We start from the raw sequence: 15,980 nt of genomic DNA, 5'->3' as shown, positions 1-15,980 counted from the left end.
AGGACCACATCATGCTTTACACCATCGCAGTTGTTCTGATCATCCTGTGGCTGCTTGGGATGGTTACGTCTTACACCGTCGGCGGTTTCATCCACATCCTGCTCGTCGTCGCCATCATCATGATCCTGCTGCGCCTGATTAGCGGACGCGGCATCTAGCGGTCCCCACGGGGACACCTACCGGGGCAGCCCTGCAGATCTTGCAGCGCTGCCTCGCTTTCTTTCGCGCTACACTAAGATTTTGGAGGATTGCCATGAATGCACCCTTTGCAAGCAAAGTCCTGGCCGCTGTAACGGCCCTTTCCCTGACCCTGAGCGGATGCGCCGACATGAGCGCCGAACAGCGCGGCACCGCCACCGGCGCCGGCGTAGGTGCGGCCCTGGGCGGCATCCTGGGGGCCAGCACGGGCCATGGCGGCGGCGGGCGCGCAGCCGGCGGCGCCGTACTGGGCGCAGCAGCCGGCGCGGTGGTGGGCAATATCTGGTCCAAGCGCATGGAAGCGCAGAAGCAGGCCATGGAACAGGCAACGCGCGGCACCGGCGTGCAAGTCAGCCAGACCGGGACAACCGCCTGAAGCTGGATATCCCGAGCGACATTTCGTTCGATACCAACCGCTCCGATATCAAGCCCGACTTCCGTCCCATCCTGGACCGCTTCGCCACCACGCTGAATGAGAATCCGGCGACCACGGTGACCATCGTCGGCCACACCGACAATACGGGGGGGCGATACCATCAACCAGCCGCTGTCGGTTGACCGCGCGGCCCATACGCGCGATTATCTCGCCTCGCGCGGCGTGTCGCCGACGCGGGTCGTGGTGGAAGGCCGCGGTTCGCGCGAACCGATCGCGTCCAATGACGACAACACGGGCCGGGCCCGTAACCGTCGCGTGGAAATCTTCGTGGCCGAACCGGCCCCCCCACGCGGCTAACAAGGAGAAATCATGAAACGCCATCTGTTCCTGTTGTGTGCCGGCCTGGCCACGGCTGCCGTATCCGCCGCGCCCCAGACCACGCTGAAACCAGGTCTGTGGGAGCTGTCCAACCGCATCGCCTCCGGCAGTTCCGAGACCATGGCCCTGATGGCTGCGGCCCAGCAGCAGATGGCGAATATGCCGCCCGAGCAGCGCAAAATGATCGAACAGAAGATGGCCCAGCATGGCGTGTCCAACATGAACCTGGCTGAAGGCGGCGGCGTCAAGCTGACCTATTGCCTGACGAAGGAAATGGCCGAGAAGCAGGAGTTGCCTTCCGGCCAGCCGGGCCAGTGCACCACCACGCGCACGCCGATCCCCGGCGGCCTGAACGTAACGTTCAACTGCACCACCCCGCCCTCCAGCGGCAATGGCCAGGTGATCTTCAACGGCAATACCGCCTACACGATGAAAATGAACGTGAATGGCCAGGGCAATGGCAAGGCCCAGCAGATGACGGTGGAAGGCACGGGCCGCTGGCTGTCCGACGATTGCGGCACGGCCGCGAAGGCGCAGCCCTCCGGCCGTTAAAACGCGTGGCGGAAGCCGATATTGAGGGCGCTGTTGCCGCGCCCGCGCTCCGTGGCGTTGCCCACCGTATAGGGCGCGCCATTGCGGTTCTTGATGTGCGCGTAAGCCGCGTACAGCGCGCTGCGCTTCGATAACGCATAGGTCATGCCCACGGCCAGCTGGTCGGCATCCATATTGGCCAGGGTGCGGTCATCCTTGCGGATGTAGGACACCATATACGTCGAATTGCCGCTCGGCACCGAGATGCCGACCAGCACGTCGTTGCTCTTCGGTGTGGGTGAGGACATCACCAGCACTCCAAAAGGATTGGCCGGATCCCACGGCGAGCTGCCGATGCCGCGGTTGACGCCAAAGGCGGCATAGGCGGTCGCCCTGCCGAGGCTTACATTGGCCGCTACCAGAGTATTCGTGCAGACAAGTCCACCGGCTGGGTGGACCCGGCCGCCTCCAGCGGATTACTCTTTTTCTGGTGCGCGATGCGGATGTTGAAGCGGCCGTCGGCGAAGCCGATGGTGGCCCCGTAAGCGCGGTTGCGCGAGACACTGAAGGCCGACTCGCCGAAGCTGTAGATGGCGCCGGCGCTCCAGCCGCGCATCGATGGCGTCTGATACTTCACGGAATTATCGTAGCGCTTGGTGGTATAGCCCATCAGGTTGGTGGCGGCGCCCGCCAGCCCGGCGTGGAAGGGATCGGCAACCTCGGCCAGGGTTTCGTACTGCAGGTTGTACTGCCGCCCGAGGGTGAGCATGCCCCAGCGGCCATCCAGCCCCACAAACGCCTGGCGTCCGAACAGCCGGCCCTCCTCGGAGCGGCCGGTGTCGTTTTCCACGCCCGCCTCCAGGGTAAACACAGCTGCCGTGTCGCCACCCAGCTGCTCGCGGCCCTTGAACCCGATCCGCGAGCCCGATTCCACGCCGGGCGAGAAGCTTGGTCCCGGGACAACCATCGCGGCAGCCCCGCTCGGCCACGACGCCCGCATCCACTACGCCATAAATCTGGACGGAGCTGGAGTTCTGGGCGTAAGCTGCCATAGGCAGCAGGCAAGCGAGCAAGGTGGCAGTGGTCTTCATGATCGTCCCTCAAGCTGGCTGTCAGAATACGGTAAGCACGATGAGGCACTCTGTGCGGACACTCACAAAAAACACCTGAGGAGACTCCATGCAAGCGCAAAGCCTGTATGCCAGCAAGCGCACGTCCGCCGCCGAGGCGATACGCCTGGTGCGCGACGGCGACACCATCATTGTTCCCACCGGCGCCGCTGAGCCGCCCGTGCTGTTGACGGAACTGTCCGCCCAGCGGCAGAGCTTCCGCGACGTGAAGGTGTCGCAGATCCTGGCAATGAAGAAATATGATTATTTCGATTGCGACACGGCGGCCGAATGTGCGCCATGTGGCCCTGTTCTTCGGCGGCGCCTCGCGCGGCTGCGGCCAGGGCGGCTGGGGCGACTTCATTCCGAATTACTTCTCTGAAATTCCATCGATGATCGAACGCGGCCAGATCCCGGCGGATGTGGTCTTCACGCTGGCGTCGGACATGGATGAGCACGGCTACTTTGCGCTCAGCCTGGGCGCCGATTACACGATGGCCGCGATCCAGAAGGCGCGCGCGGTGGTGCTGGAAGTCAATCCCAACGTGCCGTTCGCCCACGGCCAGTGCCACATCCATATTTCCCAGGTGACAGCCATTGTCGAAAGCGACGCGCCCGTGATTGAAGTGGGCCTGCCCAAGATCGGCCCGGTGCAGAGTCGATCGGCCGCTACGTGGCCGAGATGATCGAGGATGGCTCGACTCTGCAGATCGGCTACGGCGGCATCCCCGATGCGGTGGTGCAACAGCTGACGGACAAGCGCGACCTCGGCATCCACACAGGAAATGATCGGCGACGGCATCCTCAAGCTGGTGAAGGCCGGCGTGGTGACCAACCGCCGCAAGTCTTTCCTGCCCGGGAAGATGGTGGCGACCTTCGCGCTGGGCTCACAGAACCTGTATGAGTTCATGCACCACAACCCGATGCTGGAAATGCATCCCGTTAATTTCACCAACGATCCCTATATCGCCGGCCAGAACGACAAACTGGTGGCCATCAACGCCAGCCTGCAGGTGGACTTGCTGGGCCAGTGCGGCTCGGAAAGCCTGGCCCACCTGCCCTATTCCGGCACCGGCGGCCAGGTCGATTTCGTGCGCGCGGCCAACCGTTCACGCGGCGGCAAGGCCTTTATCGTGCTGCCGTCCACCGCCAAGGAAGGCACGATCTCGCGCATCGTGCCCTGCCTGACGCCGGGCACCCATGTCACCACCGGCAAGAACGACGTCAATTATGTGGTAACCGAGTATGGCGTGGCCCAGCTGCGCGGCAAGTCGGCGCGCCAGCGGGCCGAAGCTTTGATCGCGATCGCCCACCCGGACTTCAGGGCCGAACTGAGGCAGCAGGCATCGAAGCTACTGCTGGCCTGAGCGCAATGTTCGGCAGCGTACAATCAAATTCCTGACGCAGGCATAGACTGAGCCGTGGAGGTGGTCTATGCGACACGGCAAGGCACAGACATGGCTGGCAATGATCCTGATGGGATGGACGCTGTTCGCCTGTGCATCCCTGCCCGAAGTCGATCCGGACAAGACCAAGGCGAATGCCAAGCCTGTACCGGTGGTGCAGGCCGCCGGCGGCAAGCTGCCGGCGCAAACCACGGAAGCCTTGCTGCAGAAGCGCTGGGCCAAGTCCACGCTGGACCTGAAGGCCCAGGCCGCGCTGGAGGAGTCCGCCACCGGCGTGCCCCTGATCGCAGGCAACAAGGTGCAGCTGCTGTTCGATGGCCCGCAGACGCTGACCGAAATGGCCAAGGCCATCGCCGCGGCCAAGAACAACATCAACTTCGAGACCTATATCTTCGACCAGGACGAACTGGGCGAAAAGTTTGCCGACCTGCTGATCAAAAAACAGCGCGAGGGCGTAGTCGTCAACGTGATCGTCGATGCCGTGGGCACGATTGCCGTACCGGGCGAGTTCTTCAAACGCATGCGCGATGGCGGCGTGCAGGTGCTGGTCTACAACCCGGTCAATCCCGCCAAGACGCGCGGCAACGGCTGGAAGGTCAATAACCGCGACCACCGCAAGATGCTGATCGTCGATGGACGCGTGGGCTTTGCGGGCGGCATCAATATCAGCGATACCTATGCCAAGAGCTGGCCCTTCCGCTCCAAGGGCCGCCGCGCTTCAGGTTCCGGCAGCACCGGCGGCTCCAGCCCGCTCGGTTCAGGCGCGGGAGGTTCGGTCATCGGCTCCGGCGGCGGCATCGGCTCCGGCCTCGGTGGCGGTACGCCCGGCGCGCCCAAGGATCCGAAGGAAGAAGGCTGGCGCGACACGCATGTGCGCATCGAAGGTCCGGCTGTGCAGGCCATGCAGTGGCTGTTCATCCAGCATTGGGTGCGCCAGGACGCTGACGACCTGCGCGACGCCGTCTACTTCCCCACTCCCCAGGTCGCCGGCGACAAAGTCGTGCGCATCCTGGGCAGCGAACCCGATGGCAAATTCGAGATCTACAAGGCGCTGTTGCTCGCAATTCAGGAGTCGAAGAAGTCCATCCACATAACCTGCGCCTATTTCGTGCCCGACGAGCAGACCCTGCAGGCGCTGATCGATGCCGCCCAGCGCGGCGTGGACGTTCAGCTTGTGCTGCCCAGCGTGTCCGATGCGGCGCTGGTGTTCCACGCCGGCCGCGCCTTCTACTCGCGGCTGCTGAAAGCCGGCGTGCGCATCCACGAGCTGAAGAAGTCCGTGCTGCACGCCAAGACTGCAGTAATCGATGGCGTCTGGTCCACCGTCGGCTCCACCAATCTCGACACCCGCAGCTTCCTGCACAACGCCGAGATGAACGTCATCGTCATGGGCGACGCCTTCGGCCAGGAAATGGAAAACGCGTTCAAGGAAGACCTCCGCATCTCCACCGAAATCACCCGCCAGTCCTGGGACGACCGGCCCATCTCCGTCAAGCTCAAGGAATTCCTTGCACGCCTGTGGGACTACTGGCTCTGAGCTTGCGCCGCCTCAAGCAGCCGCTTGTCCGCAGCGCGTATGCTGGACGGGTGCCACCCGACCGCTCACCGTCCCCCTCGCTTGACAACGCTCCCATGACGCCAATGATGCAGTCATGTCCGCGCGCGTCGCGCGCCAGGAGGGCGACTGTGGAGGAAGTGCTCAGGCGTCTTGACTTTCTGCAGCAGCAGATTGCCGCATATCGGCAAGAATCAAATATGCATTTCGAGACCTTGCGCAAAGAAAGCGATGAGCGGTGGCAGGTTTCACGCAAGGAAGGCGAGGACCGAACGCAAGCTCTGCGCAATGAATCCGATGCCAGATTCCAGTTCCTTGTCGGCGCGCTGCAGAAAAACGCATCACCTTGTTATCCGGGTTCTCGTCACCCTGATTGTGGCGCTGGTTGCGCTGGTGGGCACGCTAGGCATTGGCCTCCTTCGTTAAGACCGAGCGCCAGACGTCGCCGATGCGCTGGAAATCTTCGAGGCCGGCGGGGCGGAAATTCATGAAAGATTCATCCCAGCTATAGCGCTCGACTTCGATGCGGGAAGATTCCACGCGCAGGACGTTGAAGGAATTGGACTCGCCGCGTCCGCGGGTGGAGGTGGCGGTACCGGCCTGAACCACCAGCGCTGCGTAACCGCCAAGCTTGTAGCGGTCGTCGCTGGAATGCGTATGGCTGGTGTGCATATGGCCCGCCAGCAGCAAATCCACCCCGCATTGCGCGAACGCCTCCATCGCCATTCCGGCGCGGTCGACCAGGTCGTCCTCATCAAAATGTTCAGGCAGGTCGAAAGGATGATGGGTCACCACCACGCGCGTGATGTGCCGCGGCAGCTGGTCGAAGCGCTCGTGCAGCGCCGCGATCTGCTCGCGGTTCACGCGGCCATCCTTGAACGTCAGCGAGCGCGCCGTGTTCAGGCCGAGCACGGCGATTTCATTGTCGATGTATTCGGGCGTCAGATCGTCGCTGATGTAATGCTGGTAATTGGTCAAGGGCGTGAGAAATCGCGCCAGCACGTTGTACAGCGGAATATCGTGATTGCCGGGCACGATGATCTGCGGCTGGGGCAAGGTGGACAGGTAGCTGCTGGCCTCGGCGAACTGGCCGCTGCGCGCCCGCTGCGTCAGATCGCCGGACACCACCACCACATCGGGCTGCAGCCCATGCACCGTCGCGCGCAGCGGCGCCAGCAATTGCTCGTCCACCCGGCCGAAATGCAAGTCCGACAAATGCACCAGTGTTCGCATGCTCAAGCCTCCTCAAGGCGCCAGCACCGCCAGCGCCGCCGGACGTATGCGGTAGCGCAGCGGCGTGGCCATCACGGTCACCTCCCCATCGGTCGCCACGCGCAAGCGCTTATGGTGGGTTTCCACCATCAGTTCGCGCGCCAGCAGCGCATCGAAGTCGCGTGCCTGGGCCAGCCGTCCAAACAAGGCATGGAAGGCCAGACGAACCAGCCCCAGCCGCGTGGTCCGCTGGGCGACGTACAGGCTCAGCTGTCCGCCATCGATGCGGGCCCGTTCACCGATATTGAAGCCCTGCATCGTGTACTCATTGTTGCCGATGAAAACGAATGGCGTGCGGCGCGGATGGCTGTTCTCGCCCAGCTGCAGCCGCACGTTAAGGAAAGGATACCTCCGCAGCGCCGCCAGTGTCGCCCAGCAGAAAGCCAGCCATTTGCCGCGGCCCAGCCGGCGCTGCTGGCGCTCGCGGTCGCGCACGATGTCCGGATACAGGCCGAGGCTGGAATTATTCAGGAAGATACGGCCATTGACCTCGCCCACATCCACGCGCCGCACCCGGCCCTGCGCGATGACGGTAATCGCATCATCGAGCGCCAGTGGAATGCGCAGGTCCTTGGCAAAGTGGTTCAGGGTGCCCATCGGCAGCACGCCGAAGACGGTTCGGCTGTCCGCCACCACCGACGCTACGGCGTTGATGGTGCCATCGCCACCGCCCGCCACCACGGCATCCGCACCGCGCGCCAGCGCCGACTGCGCAGCCGTGATCATTTCCTGGGCGCTGTGGGCCAGCACCACGTCCGGCCGCAGCCCGTGGACGGCAAACTTGCCGTGCAGGGACTGCACCAGCGTCTCATCGTGCCCCAGGCCGGCGCCTGCATTGACGATGACGGTGATGCTGCTCATTGCTGCTTCCCTGCTTCGCGCCGGCGCCGCCACGTGGACATGCCCGTCACGCAGATGGCCAGCCAGGCCACGCCTTCCGCCACCGCGGCCAGCACATCGCTCAGGTAGTGCACGCCGAGATACATGCGGCTGCAGGCCACCAGCAGCACCATCAGCGTAGCGCCAGCCACAGGCAGCCAGCGCCGGCCGCGCATGACCAGATAGCAGGCCAGCAAACCATAGAACAGCGTCGCCGCCACCGTATGGCCGCTGGGGAAGCTATAGGTTGCCAGCGTCAGCAGCGGTTCGTCAAAACCACGGACGTGTGCGCTGGTAACTGTGCTTGAGGGCGACATTCAGCAGCATGCCGGGCGGCAGCGCCAGGAACAGGGTCGCCAGCCAATAGAACTCCCCGCGCCGCCAGAACCACACGGCCAGCAGCAGCCCCAATACCGAAATGCCTGCCAGGCTGTGCAGATGCGTGAGCACGAGCATGAAGGTGGTCAATGGTTCGAATGCATTCGCGTGCAACCATTGGGCCAGTTGCAGGTCGAGGGCTGCCACACCGGCCTGGCGGCGCATGGCTTCGGCCAGTTCATGGAAGGCATAGGTGGCAGTGAACAGCAGCGTCAGGCCCACGGTCAGGTGCAGGCCCAGTTGCTGGCCCGGGGCGAGGCGGGCGGCCAGGAAGCGCTTCAGCTTCTTATAGGCGATGTGGACATTCGCAGGCGGCGTATGCACAAAAAACAACGATTAACAAAAAAACCTGATTTTTCATACAGTCCTGTGTTTTTGTACAGTAGTTGTGCTATTCTACTCTCACTGGTTCAACACTAACTTGAAAACACCACCGCAAAGGGAACTGTCATGACCACTATTCAAAGCACCTTCGACTCTCGTTTTGGCCTCGAATACGCCCCCATGTCGTTCCTGATCCGCTTCGGTAAGCGCGAGATGCTGGTGTGCCGTGACTTCCGCAAGCGCTTCTACGCGGTGAACCCGATCATCGAATGCGATACCGGCGTGCAGCCGGGCCATGTCGAGGTGCTGCTGTTTGGCCGCTGGCTGCTGATCCTGTCCAAAGCCCGCTGAGCAGTTTCTCACATCTGTTCTACCTGCGCGCGCAAGAAGTCGCGCAACTGGATCACGATGGGCGTGACCTGCGAGCGGTGTATACACACAAGGTTTAGCGGCACCTCTTCACCCGCTATCTCTGGCAAAAGCACTTGCAAGCGCCCGGCCTTCAGGTCGGCGGTCACGTCCAAGCGTGATTTGTAGGCGATGCCCAATCCGGCTACGGCCCAGCGCCGCACGAGGTCGGAATCATCGGTGCATCGATTGCCGCTGACCTGCACCATCGACGTTTCCCCTTCCTGGGGGGCGAAGGTCCAGCGGTCGTAAATCACTTCATCCAGCGCGAAACGGAGGCAGTTATGCCGCCGCAAATCCTCTAATGCATTCAGCCTGCCATGCTGGCGTACATAGTCCGGCGAGGCGACCAGCACGCGCCGGTTGTCCGCCGTGATCGGCATGGCCACGAGGCTTGAGTCTTCCAGCTTGCCGTAGCGGATCGCGAGGTCCACGGGCTGGCGCGCCATGTCCGCCAGGCGGTCGCTCACGCTCATCTGGTAGCTGATGCCCGGATACTGGGCCTGGAATTTATCCAGCCAGGGCAGCAACACATTGCGTCCCACGTCCGATGAGAGGGAAATCTTCAAGGTCCCCGTCAGCGTTTCCTTGCCCTGCATGAGGGTTTCGTGGCCTTCCCTCAGCAGGCGCAGCGCTTCCCGCGCATGGCGCAGATAGTGTTCGCCTTCATCGGTCAGCCGCAGCGAGCGCGTGGTGCGGGCAAACAGCCGCAACTGCAATTCGGCTTCCAGCCGCTTCAGCGAGGCGCTGGCCATGGCCGGCGAAATGGCCAGGATGCGCGCGGCCGCGGACAGGCTGCCCTGGTCGGCCGTGCTGACGAATACAGTGAGGTCATCGAGGCGAAGCATTTTCTTCATTTCATTGAAAGTGTTTCGGCGATTCTAGTCTTTTTCTTCATTCAGCGATAAATGAAGATAGCGGCATCGACAATCTTTAGAGGAAAAGACCATGAAAGCCGTCGCCTACCGCGCCTCCCTGCCCATCGACCATGCCGAAGCCCTGATCGACGTTGAATTGCCTGCGCCCGCGGCTACGGGCCGCGACCTGCTGGTCGAAATCAAAGCGATTTCCGTCAACCCGGTCGACACCGAGATCCGCCGCAATGTGGCGCCTGCTGAAGGCGAGCTGAAAGTCATCGGCTGGGATGCCGCCGGCATCGTCAAGGCTGTGGGTCCCCGACGTCACCCTGTTCAAGCCGGGCGATGAAGTGTGGTACGCCGGTGCGCTGACCCGGGCCGGCACCAACAGCGAGCTGCATCTGGTGGACGAGCGCATCGTCGGCCACAAGCCGCGCAAGCTGGACTTCGCCGAGGCCGCCGCCCTGCCCCTGACCGCGATCACGGCCTGGGAACTGCTGTTCGACCGCCTGCAGGTATCGCGCGATAAGGGCGAGACCGGCAAGTCGATCCTGGTTACCGGCGCCGCCGGCGGCGTCGGCTCCATCCTCGTGCAACTGGCGCGCCAGCTCACGGGCCTTACCATCATCGGCACCGCTTCGCGTCCCGAGACGGCGGAATGGGTGCGCGCGCTGGGCGCCCACCACGTGATCGACCACAGCAAGCCGCTGAACGAAGAAATCAAACGCGCCGGCCTGCCGCCGGTCGATTACATCGCCAGCCTGAATCAGACGGACACACACTTCGCTGCGCTGGCCGACCTGATCGCGCCACAAGGCAGGCTGGCCTTGATCGATGACCCTGACCAGCTCGATGTGCGCCTGCTGAAGCGCAAGAGCGTGTCGCTGCACTGGGAGTTCATGTTCACGCGCTCGATGTTCGAAACCGCGGACATGCAAAAGCAGCACGCGCTGCTGAACGACGTGTCGCAACTGGTGGATAGCGGCGTAGTGAAAACGACGCTGAACGACCGCTATGGCAAGATCAATGCAGAAAACCTGAAGCGTGCGCACGCCCTGATCGAGAGCAACCGGGCGCGAGGCAAGATCGTGCTGGAAGGCTTTTAAACCGGCTGGATTCCGGCGCGGGCAGCGTGCGCTTCCGCGCTGGCCTGCGCTGCAAGCTGCTGCGCCTGCTCCTGGCGGAGGAGAGAGAGCGCGCGCGGTATCGTGGGCTTCCAGCGCGCCTTGCAAAGTCGTCGCCCGTTCGCAGGAGAGATCGACCGCCGTCAGGAACGCCTTTTGCGTCCGCTCCAGGAACCACGAACGAAAGCCGATGCTGACGAACTGCGTACCGATTTCCACACACAATTCACGCAACTGCAGCAGCGTGCGTTTGGTGGATTCGATGTCATTCCGCATGCCCCGATCGATGTCGATCAGTTCGGTACGCGCCTTTTCATGTGCGGAGAGTTCACGTATCGTGGACAGCCAGCGCTGGATGCGTCCAGCGATGCGGCTGATACGCGCCGTTTTCCCCTCCATCATAAGGCAGTAGTTCAGACACAGTAGCCAGGTTGGCAACTGGGCCAGGAAAAGCGGCATGCCAAATTTGCGCATCTGCGTTTCGAATCGTTTGAATTTCTTGAGCAGCGTACCAATACTGGCAACCAAAGGATCATTGCGCATGATGTACCTCCCCCCCGGAAGTTTCTGCGACACTCCAAGTATAGGCAGCCGCGACGCTTGGGGCCGCTCGTTTGAATTGACGCAGATTAAAACCTGTGCATTCAGCAGGGAGGGGGATCAGCGCGAGCCGTTCAACCAGGCTTCTTCATGCTCGCGTTCGCGCCGGCGCCGTTCGGCCGGCGCATCAAAGGCGCTGAGATAGTCACGGTGCCTGCGCTGCATCTGGGTGATGTCGCGCTCGATTTGATCGATTTCCGCCGCTTCCGGCGAGAAGTGCATGAATTCGGCGCGCTGGTTTTTCAGCTTGTGCTCTTCATCGGCCAGCTCCGATACCCGCGTTTCGCAGCGCTGCACGGTGCGGCGCAATTTTTCCGGCGTAATGCCTTGTTTGCGCAAATCGGCCAGGACGGCCATGTCAGACCGCACGACGTTGATGCGGCGCTGGAGGTCGGCGATTTCGGTGTTGACCGCCTCGATATCGCGCTTGCTCTTTTCAGCGTAGGCCACGCTGCGTCGCTCGGAGAGCAGGCTCATCTCTGCTTCCAGCAACTGGAATTCGTCCTTGAAGGGACGCTGGAAGCCCTCCAGCTGGGCACGGCATGCCGCCATCTGTTTTTCCAGCGCCAGCACTTCCAGTTGCAGCTTGCTCAGCGCGATGCCAAAGCGGCGATGCGCCTTTTCTTCCAGCGCTTTGTTCGCGGCCAGCAGGCGCGCTTCGAGGCGGATCGTAGAGAACTTCTGATCGCCCTCGGCTTCGTATTCAGCGCGCCGCGCATGCTCCCACGCGCGGTATGCGGACGGAAGACGCAAGCGGCGGAATTGATATTTGATCCAGTTCAGCATCGTCCTAATTTATCATCGCGCGCACGGCAGGGGCAAGGGCAGGCACCAGGTCGATTGCATTGCTCGGATGCGCGATCGTATTGCAGCTGATGACCTGGCCCACGCCCATCTCCTGCAACTCGGCGTAGGCATTGTCCGCGAAGACCGGATGCACGGCCACACAAACCGGCCGGGCCAGGCCCGCCTTCAGCACATGGCCGGCGGCGCTCATCATCGTGCGGGCCGTGGACGCGATATCGTCCACCAGCACTGGCGTGTGATCGCGCCAGCGGTCCGTGTCCGGCACCGACACGGAGACATCGCGGTCGCCGCGGCGGATCTTCTCCAGCACGATGCAGGGGGCGCCCGCAAACTTTGCCACCTCGCCGGCCCACTGCTCGCTTTCCGCGTCCGGCCCGATGATCAGGGGACGTTCGATGTTCTGCTTCACCCACCGTGCGATATCGGCCGCCGCGTGCACGATCTTCGTCGGAATGCTGTAGCACTCGTCCAGCGAGCTATGCCGATGGAGGTGGGGATCGATTGTCACCAACCAGTTGACAATCGATGACAGCAGTTTGCCGAAGGCGACCGAAGTCTGGCCTTCGCCTTTGTGGAAGACAGAGTCCTGCCGCATATAAGCCAGGTAAGGCGCCACCAGTCCGATGCGCGTTGCGCCCTGCTCGCGGGCCAGGCTGGCGGCGAAATACAGGGTCAGGAATTTTTCGTCCGGCCGGGTCCAGGCTGCCTGCAAACACGACCTCGCGGCCGGCCACATCGGACAGCAGCCGCACATAGGCCTCGCCGTCCGGGAAGCGGCGGACCGTTGCGCCGCCCGGCTCCCAGCCAAGCTCCTGCGCCAGCCGCCGCGCAAGCTCCTCGCCACCAGGCAAGGCAAACAGAATGGGCTTCATCCCCTCTCCTCCTCGGAAAAGCATCAGCCAATTCTACAGCACATCAATCCTTGCATTAGTGCTAAATCCGCCTTCGACCGCGAGCCGATCGCTGATCAGCACAAAGTAGCGTCCCGCAGCCCAGTCTGCTTCCAGCCGGACCTCGCTTCCCAGCGGAACCGGCGCCACGAAGCGCGCGCCAATCGATGCAATCCGCTCTCCGCCCGCCTGCTCCAGCAACGCGCAAGCCCTGGCGATTGTATGCATTCCGTGGACAATCGGCTCCCGCAGCCCGAACAGGCGCGCCGACCAGCGCCACAGGTGGATCGGATTCCAGTCGCCGGACACTTGCGCATAGCGCCGTCCCTCATCGTCCGCAAGCTGCCAGCCGCCGACCGGATCGCCCAGCGCGCCATCCAGCGCCAGCCTGAGCCTGGGGCGCCGCTCGCCGCGCACGGCCAGGTAGCGGCTCTCGCAGCGAAACACCGGTCGGCCGCCCTGCTCCACCATGGTCTCGAACACGCAATACTGCGCGCCAGTCTCCGTGCGCGGCTCGACCCGCAAGCCGTCCCGCAGCACAAATTCGGCATCCAGCCGCGGCGGGACAACTCGGTGATCGCATTCTCCACATGGATCATGCCGGCCAGCCTGAACGGAAATGCCCGCCCGTCATCGTGGCCAGATGCGCGCGCTGCGCAATGAGATAGTAGAACGTGACGGGCATCGCATCCGGCGCGAGCCCAAACAGCGCCCGGTACGCGTCCAGCTGCGCCAGGTCCAGGCCCGCCAGCCGGTAGCAGGACTGGCTCGCCGCGCCACGTCCGCCATTGCCGCTGCGGCCCCGGAGCACGCCTTTCAGCAGCGCGAGCAAGCTGACAGATGGAAGATCTCTGGAAATCCCGCTCACGCTCGTCCCCCTTTACTGTTCCCCCGAAAGTCCCGCGGCGAACTGCCCGTGACGCGCTTGAACGCATTGCTGAAAGCCGCCTCGGACTCGTAGCCGTGCGCAAACGCGATGGAACCTACGGAAGCCGGCGTACGCTGCAATGCCTGTCCCGCAAGGCGCATGCGCCAGCGCAGCAGATAATCCAGCGGGCTTGTGCCGACCAGCTTGCTGAATCGCGCCGCAAACGCTGACCGCGACATACCCGCCACCGACGCCAGGCCATCGACCGTCCAGCGCTGCATGGGCAAGGCGTGCATTTGCCTCAGGACCTTGCCGATGCGCGCATCCTGCAGCGCCGCCATCCAGCCCACAGGTGCGCTGCCTGAAGCGAGGTATTGACGCAGAATCTGCACCATCATCATGTGCGTCAGGCTGCCGATCATCGCGCTGGCGCCCGCCTCCTCGCCCGCCAGCTCCAGGGCCAGGCGCTCCATGATCCAGCGCTGTACGTCGGCCGCGTCCGAGCCGCCCGGAATGTGGATCACGGGCGCCAACGCATCGAGGAGCAAAGGTGCATTCGCCGCGTCGAGCACGAAACGGCCACCAAGCAGCAGCAGGTCCGGGCTGGTGCCGCAGTAAGCCACGCCATCGACAAGCTGCGCCAGTACCACGCCCATCTCAACGCCGGCCAGCGAAAGATCGCTGCCGATCCGATACGGCCGCCCGTCGGTCAGCAAATAGCAATCGCCTGCCCGCAGCTTCAGCGCCTGTCCGCCTTCCACCTGCAGCTCGCAAGCCCCGCGCACCAGCGCGCCGAAACGCAGACCGTCGTAGGCCGGAGAATTGATGCACCAGCGGCCACCCGCGACCAGCCGGGCCGACAATGCGCCGCGGGCATCCAGCAAAGCCAGCACTTCGGACAAGGGATCCATTCAGGATTTTCGAGCAAATATAACGGAGTCTGGATTATGGATCATCCAGGTCGCCGGCGCCAGAATGGAGTTTTCGCAAGGAGCTTCAGCTATGCCCAGCAAACAAATCCCCATCAATTCCGGCTTCGGCCCGCGCACCACGGCCGCGGAAGTAATGCGTGGCACGGACCTGCGTGGCAAGAACGCCATCGTCACCGGCGGCTATACCGGCCTCGGACTCGAAACCACGCGCGTGCTCGCCCAGGCCGGCGCCACCGTCGTCGTTCCCGCACGCAGCATCGACAAGGCGCGCGCCGCGCTAACCGGCATCCCGCGCGTAGAAATCGCCGTACTCGACCTGCTCGACCCGTCCTCCATCGCCGGCTTCGCGCGCGGCTTTGTGGGCAGCGGCCGTCCACTGCACATCCTGGTCAACAACGCCGGCATCGCCGCCACGCCGCTCACACGCGACGCCCGCGGCTACGAGTCCCAGTTCTCCGCCAACCACCTCGGCCACTTCCAGCTGACGGCGCAACTGCTGCCGGCGCTGCGCAAGGCCGGCAGTGCGCGCGTTGTCGCCGTATCTTCGCGCGGCCACAGCTTCGCACCCGTCGACTTACACGACCCGAACTTCGAGCACCGCGCCTACAATAAATTTGTCGCTTACGGCCAGTCGAAAACTGCCAATGCCCTGTTCGCGCTGGGACTCGATGCGCGTGGCGAACAGCACGGCATCCGCGCCTTCTCCGTGCACCCGGGTCGCATCATGAGCACAGGCCTCAATCGCTACCTCAGCGACGAGGAGCTGAAAGCCGTCATGCGCGCATCGGGACTGCTCGATGAACAAGGCAGGGAGATCGCGGACGTCAACGGCAAGAATATCGAGCAAGGCGCCGCAACGATAGCGTGGTGCGCGGCCAGCGCGCAACTGGAGGGCATGGGCGGCGTCTACTGCGCCGATGTCGACATCGCGCCGGCCGTGGAAGCCGACTCGACAGACCACGCCGGCGTGCGCCCCTGGGCCGCTGACCCAGTGCTTGCCGACCGCCTGTGGGAACTGAGCGAACGCCTCACCGGCGTCCGCTTCAACATCTGATGACGAAGCCGGCTACGCTCTGCCGCGCGAAGGA

Annotated in this window: 17 protein-coding genes and 4 pseudogenes; 9 read left to right on the top strand and 12 right to left on the bottom strand. The window is 63.4% G+C overall.

Annotation, left to right across the window (positions count from 1 at the left end):
* Positions 1-11 precede the first annotated feature (11 nt).
* From ACHMW6_RS10160 to ACHMW6_RS10150, 3 genes and pseudogenes are all read left to right on the top strand, one after another.
* Positions 12-158, top strand: coding sequence for a lmo0937 family membrane protein (locus ACHMW6_RS10160; RefSeq protein ID WP_395406969.1), 147 nt, complete (start codon positions 12-14; stop codon positions 156-158).
* A 95-nt stretch (positions 159-253) separates the two neighbouring features.
* Positions 254-931: pseudogene (locus tag ACHMW6_RS10155) on the top strand (OmpA family protein).
* Positions 932-943: 12 nt separating this feature from the next.
* Complete coding sequence (locus tag ACHMW6_RS10150) at positions 944-1,504, top strand: DUF3617 domain-containing protein (protein WP_395406968.1); 561 nt, start codon at positions 944-946, stop codon at positions 1,502-1,504.
* On the opposite strand, the gene ACHMW6_RS10145 is transcribed toward ACHMW6_RS10150, so the two are convergent.
* Positions 1,501-1,905 carry a porin gene (locus tag ACHMW6_RS10145; RefSeq protein WP_395408571.1) on the bottom strand — a complete coding sequence of 135 codons (405 nt, stop codon included), beginning with the start codon at positions 1,903-1,905 and terminating at the stop codon, positions 1,501-1,503. The genes ACHMW6_RS10150 and ACHMW6_RS10145 overlap by 4 nt on opposite strands.
* A complete protein-coding gene (locus ACHMW6_RS10140) occupies positions 1,899-2,450 on the bottom strand; it encodes a porin (RefSeq protein WP_395406967.1) in 552 nt (183 codons plus the stop codon). Before ACHMW6_RS10140 ends, ACHMW6_RS10145 begins: the two co-directional genes overlap by 7 nt.
* A gap of 212 nt (positions 2,451-2,662) precedes the next feature.
* Here ACHMW6_RS10140 and ACHMW6_RS10135 point away from each other — a divergent pair.
* Positions 2,663-3,959 (top strand): annotated as a pseudogene (locus tag ACHMW6_RS10135) (acetyl-CoA hydrolase/transferase family protein).
* A gap of 67 nt (positions 3,960-4,026) precedes the next feature.
* On the top strand, positions 4,027-5,535 hold the full coding sequence (locus tag ACHMW6_RS10130; protein WP_395406966.1) for a phosphatidylserine/phosphatidylglycerophosphate/cardiolipin synthase family protein: 1,509 nt from the start codon (positions 4,027-4,029) through the stop codon (positions 5,533-5,535).
* Between the two features lie 420 nt (positions 5,536-5,955).
* Here the strand turns inward: ACHMW6_RS10130 and ACHMW6_RS10125 are convergent, their stop codons facing one another.
* From ACHMW6_RS10125 to ACHMW6_RS10110, 4 genes are read right to left on the bottom strand one after another with little or no spacing between them, the layout of a single operon-like run.
* Entirely contained in the window at positions 5,956-6,786 is an 831-nt protein-coding gene (locus ACHMW6_RS10125; RefSeq protein ID WP_395406965.1) for a metallophosphoesterase family protein, read from the bottom strand.
* A gap of 12 nt (positions 6,787-6,798) precedes the next feature.
* Positions 6,799-7,686: a diacylglycerol/lipid kinase family protein gene (locus ACHMW6_RS10120; protein ID WP_395406964.1), complete on the bottom strand. Its 888-nt coding sequence runs from the start codon at positions 7,684-7,686 to the stop codon at positions 6,799-6,801.
* Positions 7,683-8,021, bottom strand: a complete 339-nt coding sequence (locus tag ACHMW6_RS10115) for a phosphatase PAP2 family protein (protein ID WP_395406963.1) — start codon at positions 8,019-8,021, stop codon at positions 7,683-7,685. The genes ACHMW6_RS10120 and ACHMW6_RS10115 overlap by 4 nt, the downstream gene beginning before the upstream one ends.
* Positions 7,975-8,406, bottom strand: a complete 432-nt coding sequence (locus ACHMW6_RS10110; protein ID WP_395406962.1) for a hypothetical protein — start codon at positions 8,404-8,406, stop codon at positions 7,975-7,977. Before ACHMW6_RS10110 ends, ACHMW6_RS10115 begins: the two co-directional genes overlap by 47 nt.
* A 126-nt stretch (positions 8,407-8,532) precedes the next feature.
* Here ACHMW6_RS10110 and ACHMW6_RS10105 point away from each other — a divergent pair, with 126 nt between their 5' ends.
* A complete protein-coding gene (locus ACHMW6_RS10105) occupies positions 8,533-8,757 on the top strand; it encodes a hypothetical protein (protein ID WP_395406961.1) in 225 nt (74 codons plus the stop codon).
* A gap of 8 nt (positions 8,758-8,765) precedes the next feature.
* Here the strand turns inward: ACHMW6_RS10105 and ACHMW6_RS10100 are convergent, their stop codons facing one another.
* On the bottom strand, positions 8,766-9,662 hold the full coding sequence (locus tag ACHMW6_RS10100) for a LysR family transcriptional regulator (protein WP_395408570.1): 897 nt from the start codon (positions 9,660-9,662) through the stop codon (positions 8,766-8,768).
* Positions 9,663-9,762: 100 nt separating this feature from the next.
* Here ACHMW6_RS10100 and ACHMW6_RS10095 point away from each other — a divergent pair.
* Positions 9,763-10,777 (top strand): annotated as a pseudogene (locus ACHMW6_RS10095) (zinc-binding alcohol dehydrogenase family protein).
* A 102-nt stretch (positions 10,778-10,879) separates the two neighbouring features.
* Complete coding sequence (locus ACHMW6_RS10090; protein ID WP_395406960.1) at positions 10,880-11,221, top strand: hypothetical protein; 342 nt, start codon at positions 10,880-10,882, stop codon at positions 11,219-11,221.
* A gap of 234 nt (positions 11,222-11,455) precedes the next feature.
* Here ACHMW6_RS10090 and ACHMW6_RS10085 read toward each other — a convergent pair whose 3' ends face one another.
* The 5 genes and pseudogenes from ACHMW6_RS10085 to ACHMW6_RS10065 all read right to left on the bottom strand — a co-directional run bounded on the left by ACHMW6_RS10085 (position 11,456) and on the right by ACHMW6_RS10065 (position 14,871).
* Positions 11,456-12,181: a hypothetical protein gene (locus ACHMW6_RS10085; RefSeq protein ID WP_395406959.1), complete on the bottom strand. Its 726-nt coding sequence runs from the start codon at positions 12,179-12,181 to the stop codon at positions 11,456-11,458.
* A 4-nt stretch (positions 12,182-12,185) separates the two neighbouring features.
* Positions 12,186-13,074, bottom strand: a pseudogene (locus tag ACHMW6_RS10080) (ribose-phosphate pyrophosphokinase).
* Positions 13,075-13,107: 33 nt separating this feature from the next.
* A complete protein-coding gene (locus ACHMW6_RS10075; RefSeq protein WP_395406958.1) occupies positions 13,108-13,575 on the bottom strand; it encodes a MaoC/PaaZ C-terminal domain-containing protein in 468 nt (155 codons plus the stop codon).
* A gap of 112 nt (positions 13,576-13,687) precedes the next feature.
* Entirely contained in the window at positions 13,688-13,960 is a 273-nt protein-coding gene (locus ACHMW6_RS10070) for a hypothetical protein (protein WP_395406957.1), read from the bottom strand.
* Positions 13,957-14,871: an AraC family transcriptional regulator gene (locus ACHMW6_RS10065; RefSeq protein ID WP_395406956.1), complete on the bottom strand. Its 915-nt coding sequence runs from the start codon at positions 14,869-14,871 to the stop codon at positions 13,957-13,959. Before ACHMW6_RS10065 ends, ACHMW6_RS10070 begins: the two co-directional genes overlap by 4 nt.
* 91 nt (positions 14,872-14,962) lie before the next feature.
* On the opposite strand from ACHMW6_RS10065, the gene ACHMW6_RS10060 reads away from it, so the two are divergent.
* Entirely contained in the window at positions 14,963-15,946 is a 984-nt protein-coding gene (locus tag ACHMW6_RS10060) for an oxidoreductase (RefSeq protein WP_395406955.1), read from the top strand.
* Positions 15,947-15,980: the final 34 nt, after the last annotated feature.

Source organism: Pseudoduganella sp. UC29_106 (assembly GCF_044055365.1).
In the GTDB taxonomy this organism is placed as follows: Bacteria; Pseudomonadota; Gammaproteobacteria; order Burkholderiales; family Burkholderiaceae_D; genus Rugamonas.
Note: the sequence above shows the minus strand (reverse complement) of the source record. Positions and strands in the feature narration are given on the sequence as shown.

Bases quoted from the DNA above. Each gene is read 5' to 3' on its own strand.
- ACHMW6_RS10115 (WP_395406963.1), bottom strand. From the start codon at position 8,021: ATGTCGCCCTCAAGCACAGTTACCAGCGCACACGTCCGTGGTTTTGAC.
- ACHMW6_RS10105 (WP_395406961.1), top strand. From the start codon at position 8,533: ATGACCACTATTCAAAGCACCTTCGACTCTCGTTTTGGCCTCGAATAC.
- ACHMW6_RS10140 (WP_395406967.1), bottom strand. From the start codon at position 2,450: ATGGTTGTCCCGGGACCAAGCTTCTCGCCCGGCGTGGAATCGGGCTCG.
- ACHMW6_RS10065 (WP_395406956.1), bottom strand. From the start codon at position 14,871: ATGGATCCCTTGTCCGAAGTGCTGGCTTTGCTGGATGCCCGCGGCGCA.
- ACHMW6_RS10120 (WP_395406964.1), bottom strand. From the start codon at position 7,686: ATGAGCAGCATCACCGTCATCGTCAATGCAGGCGCCGGCCTGGGGCAC.
- ACHMW6_RS10160 (WP_395406969.1), top strand. From the start codon at position 12: ATGCTTTACACCATCGCAGTTGTTCTGATCATCCTGTGGCTGCTTGGG.
- ACHMW6_RS10060 (WP_395406955.1), top strand. From the start codon at position 14,963: ATGCCCAGCAAACAAATCCCCATCAATTCCGGCTTCGGCCCGCGCACC.
- ACHMW6_RS10150 (WP_395406968.1), top strand. From the start codon at position 944: ATGAAACGCCATCTGTTCCTGTTGTGTGCCGGCCTGGCCACGGCTGCC.
- ACHMW6_RS10125 (WP_395406965.1), bottom strand. From the start codon at position 6,786: ATGCGAACACTGGTGCATTTGTCGGACTTGCATTTCGGCCGGGTGGAC.
- ACHMW6_RS10100 (WP_395408570.1), bottom strand. From the start codon at position 9,662: ATGCTTCGCCTCGATGACCTCACTGTATTCGTCAGCACGGCCGACCAG.
- ACHMW6_RS10085 (WP_395406959.1), bottom strand. From the start codon at position 12,181: ATGCTGAACTGGATCAAATATCAATTCCGCCGCTTGCGTCTTCCGTCC.
- ACHMW6_RS10130 (WP_395406966.1), top strand. From the start codon at position 4,027: ATGCGACACGGCAAGGCACAGACATGGCTGGCAATGATCCTGATGGGA.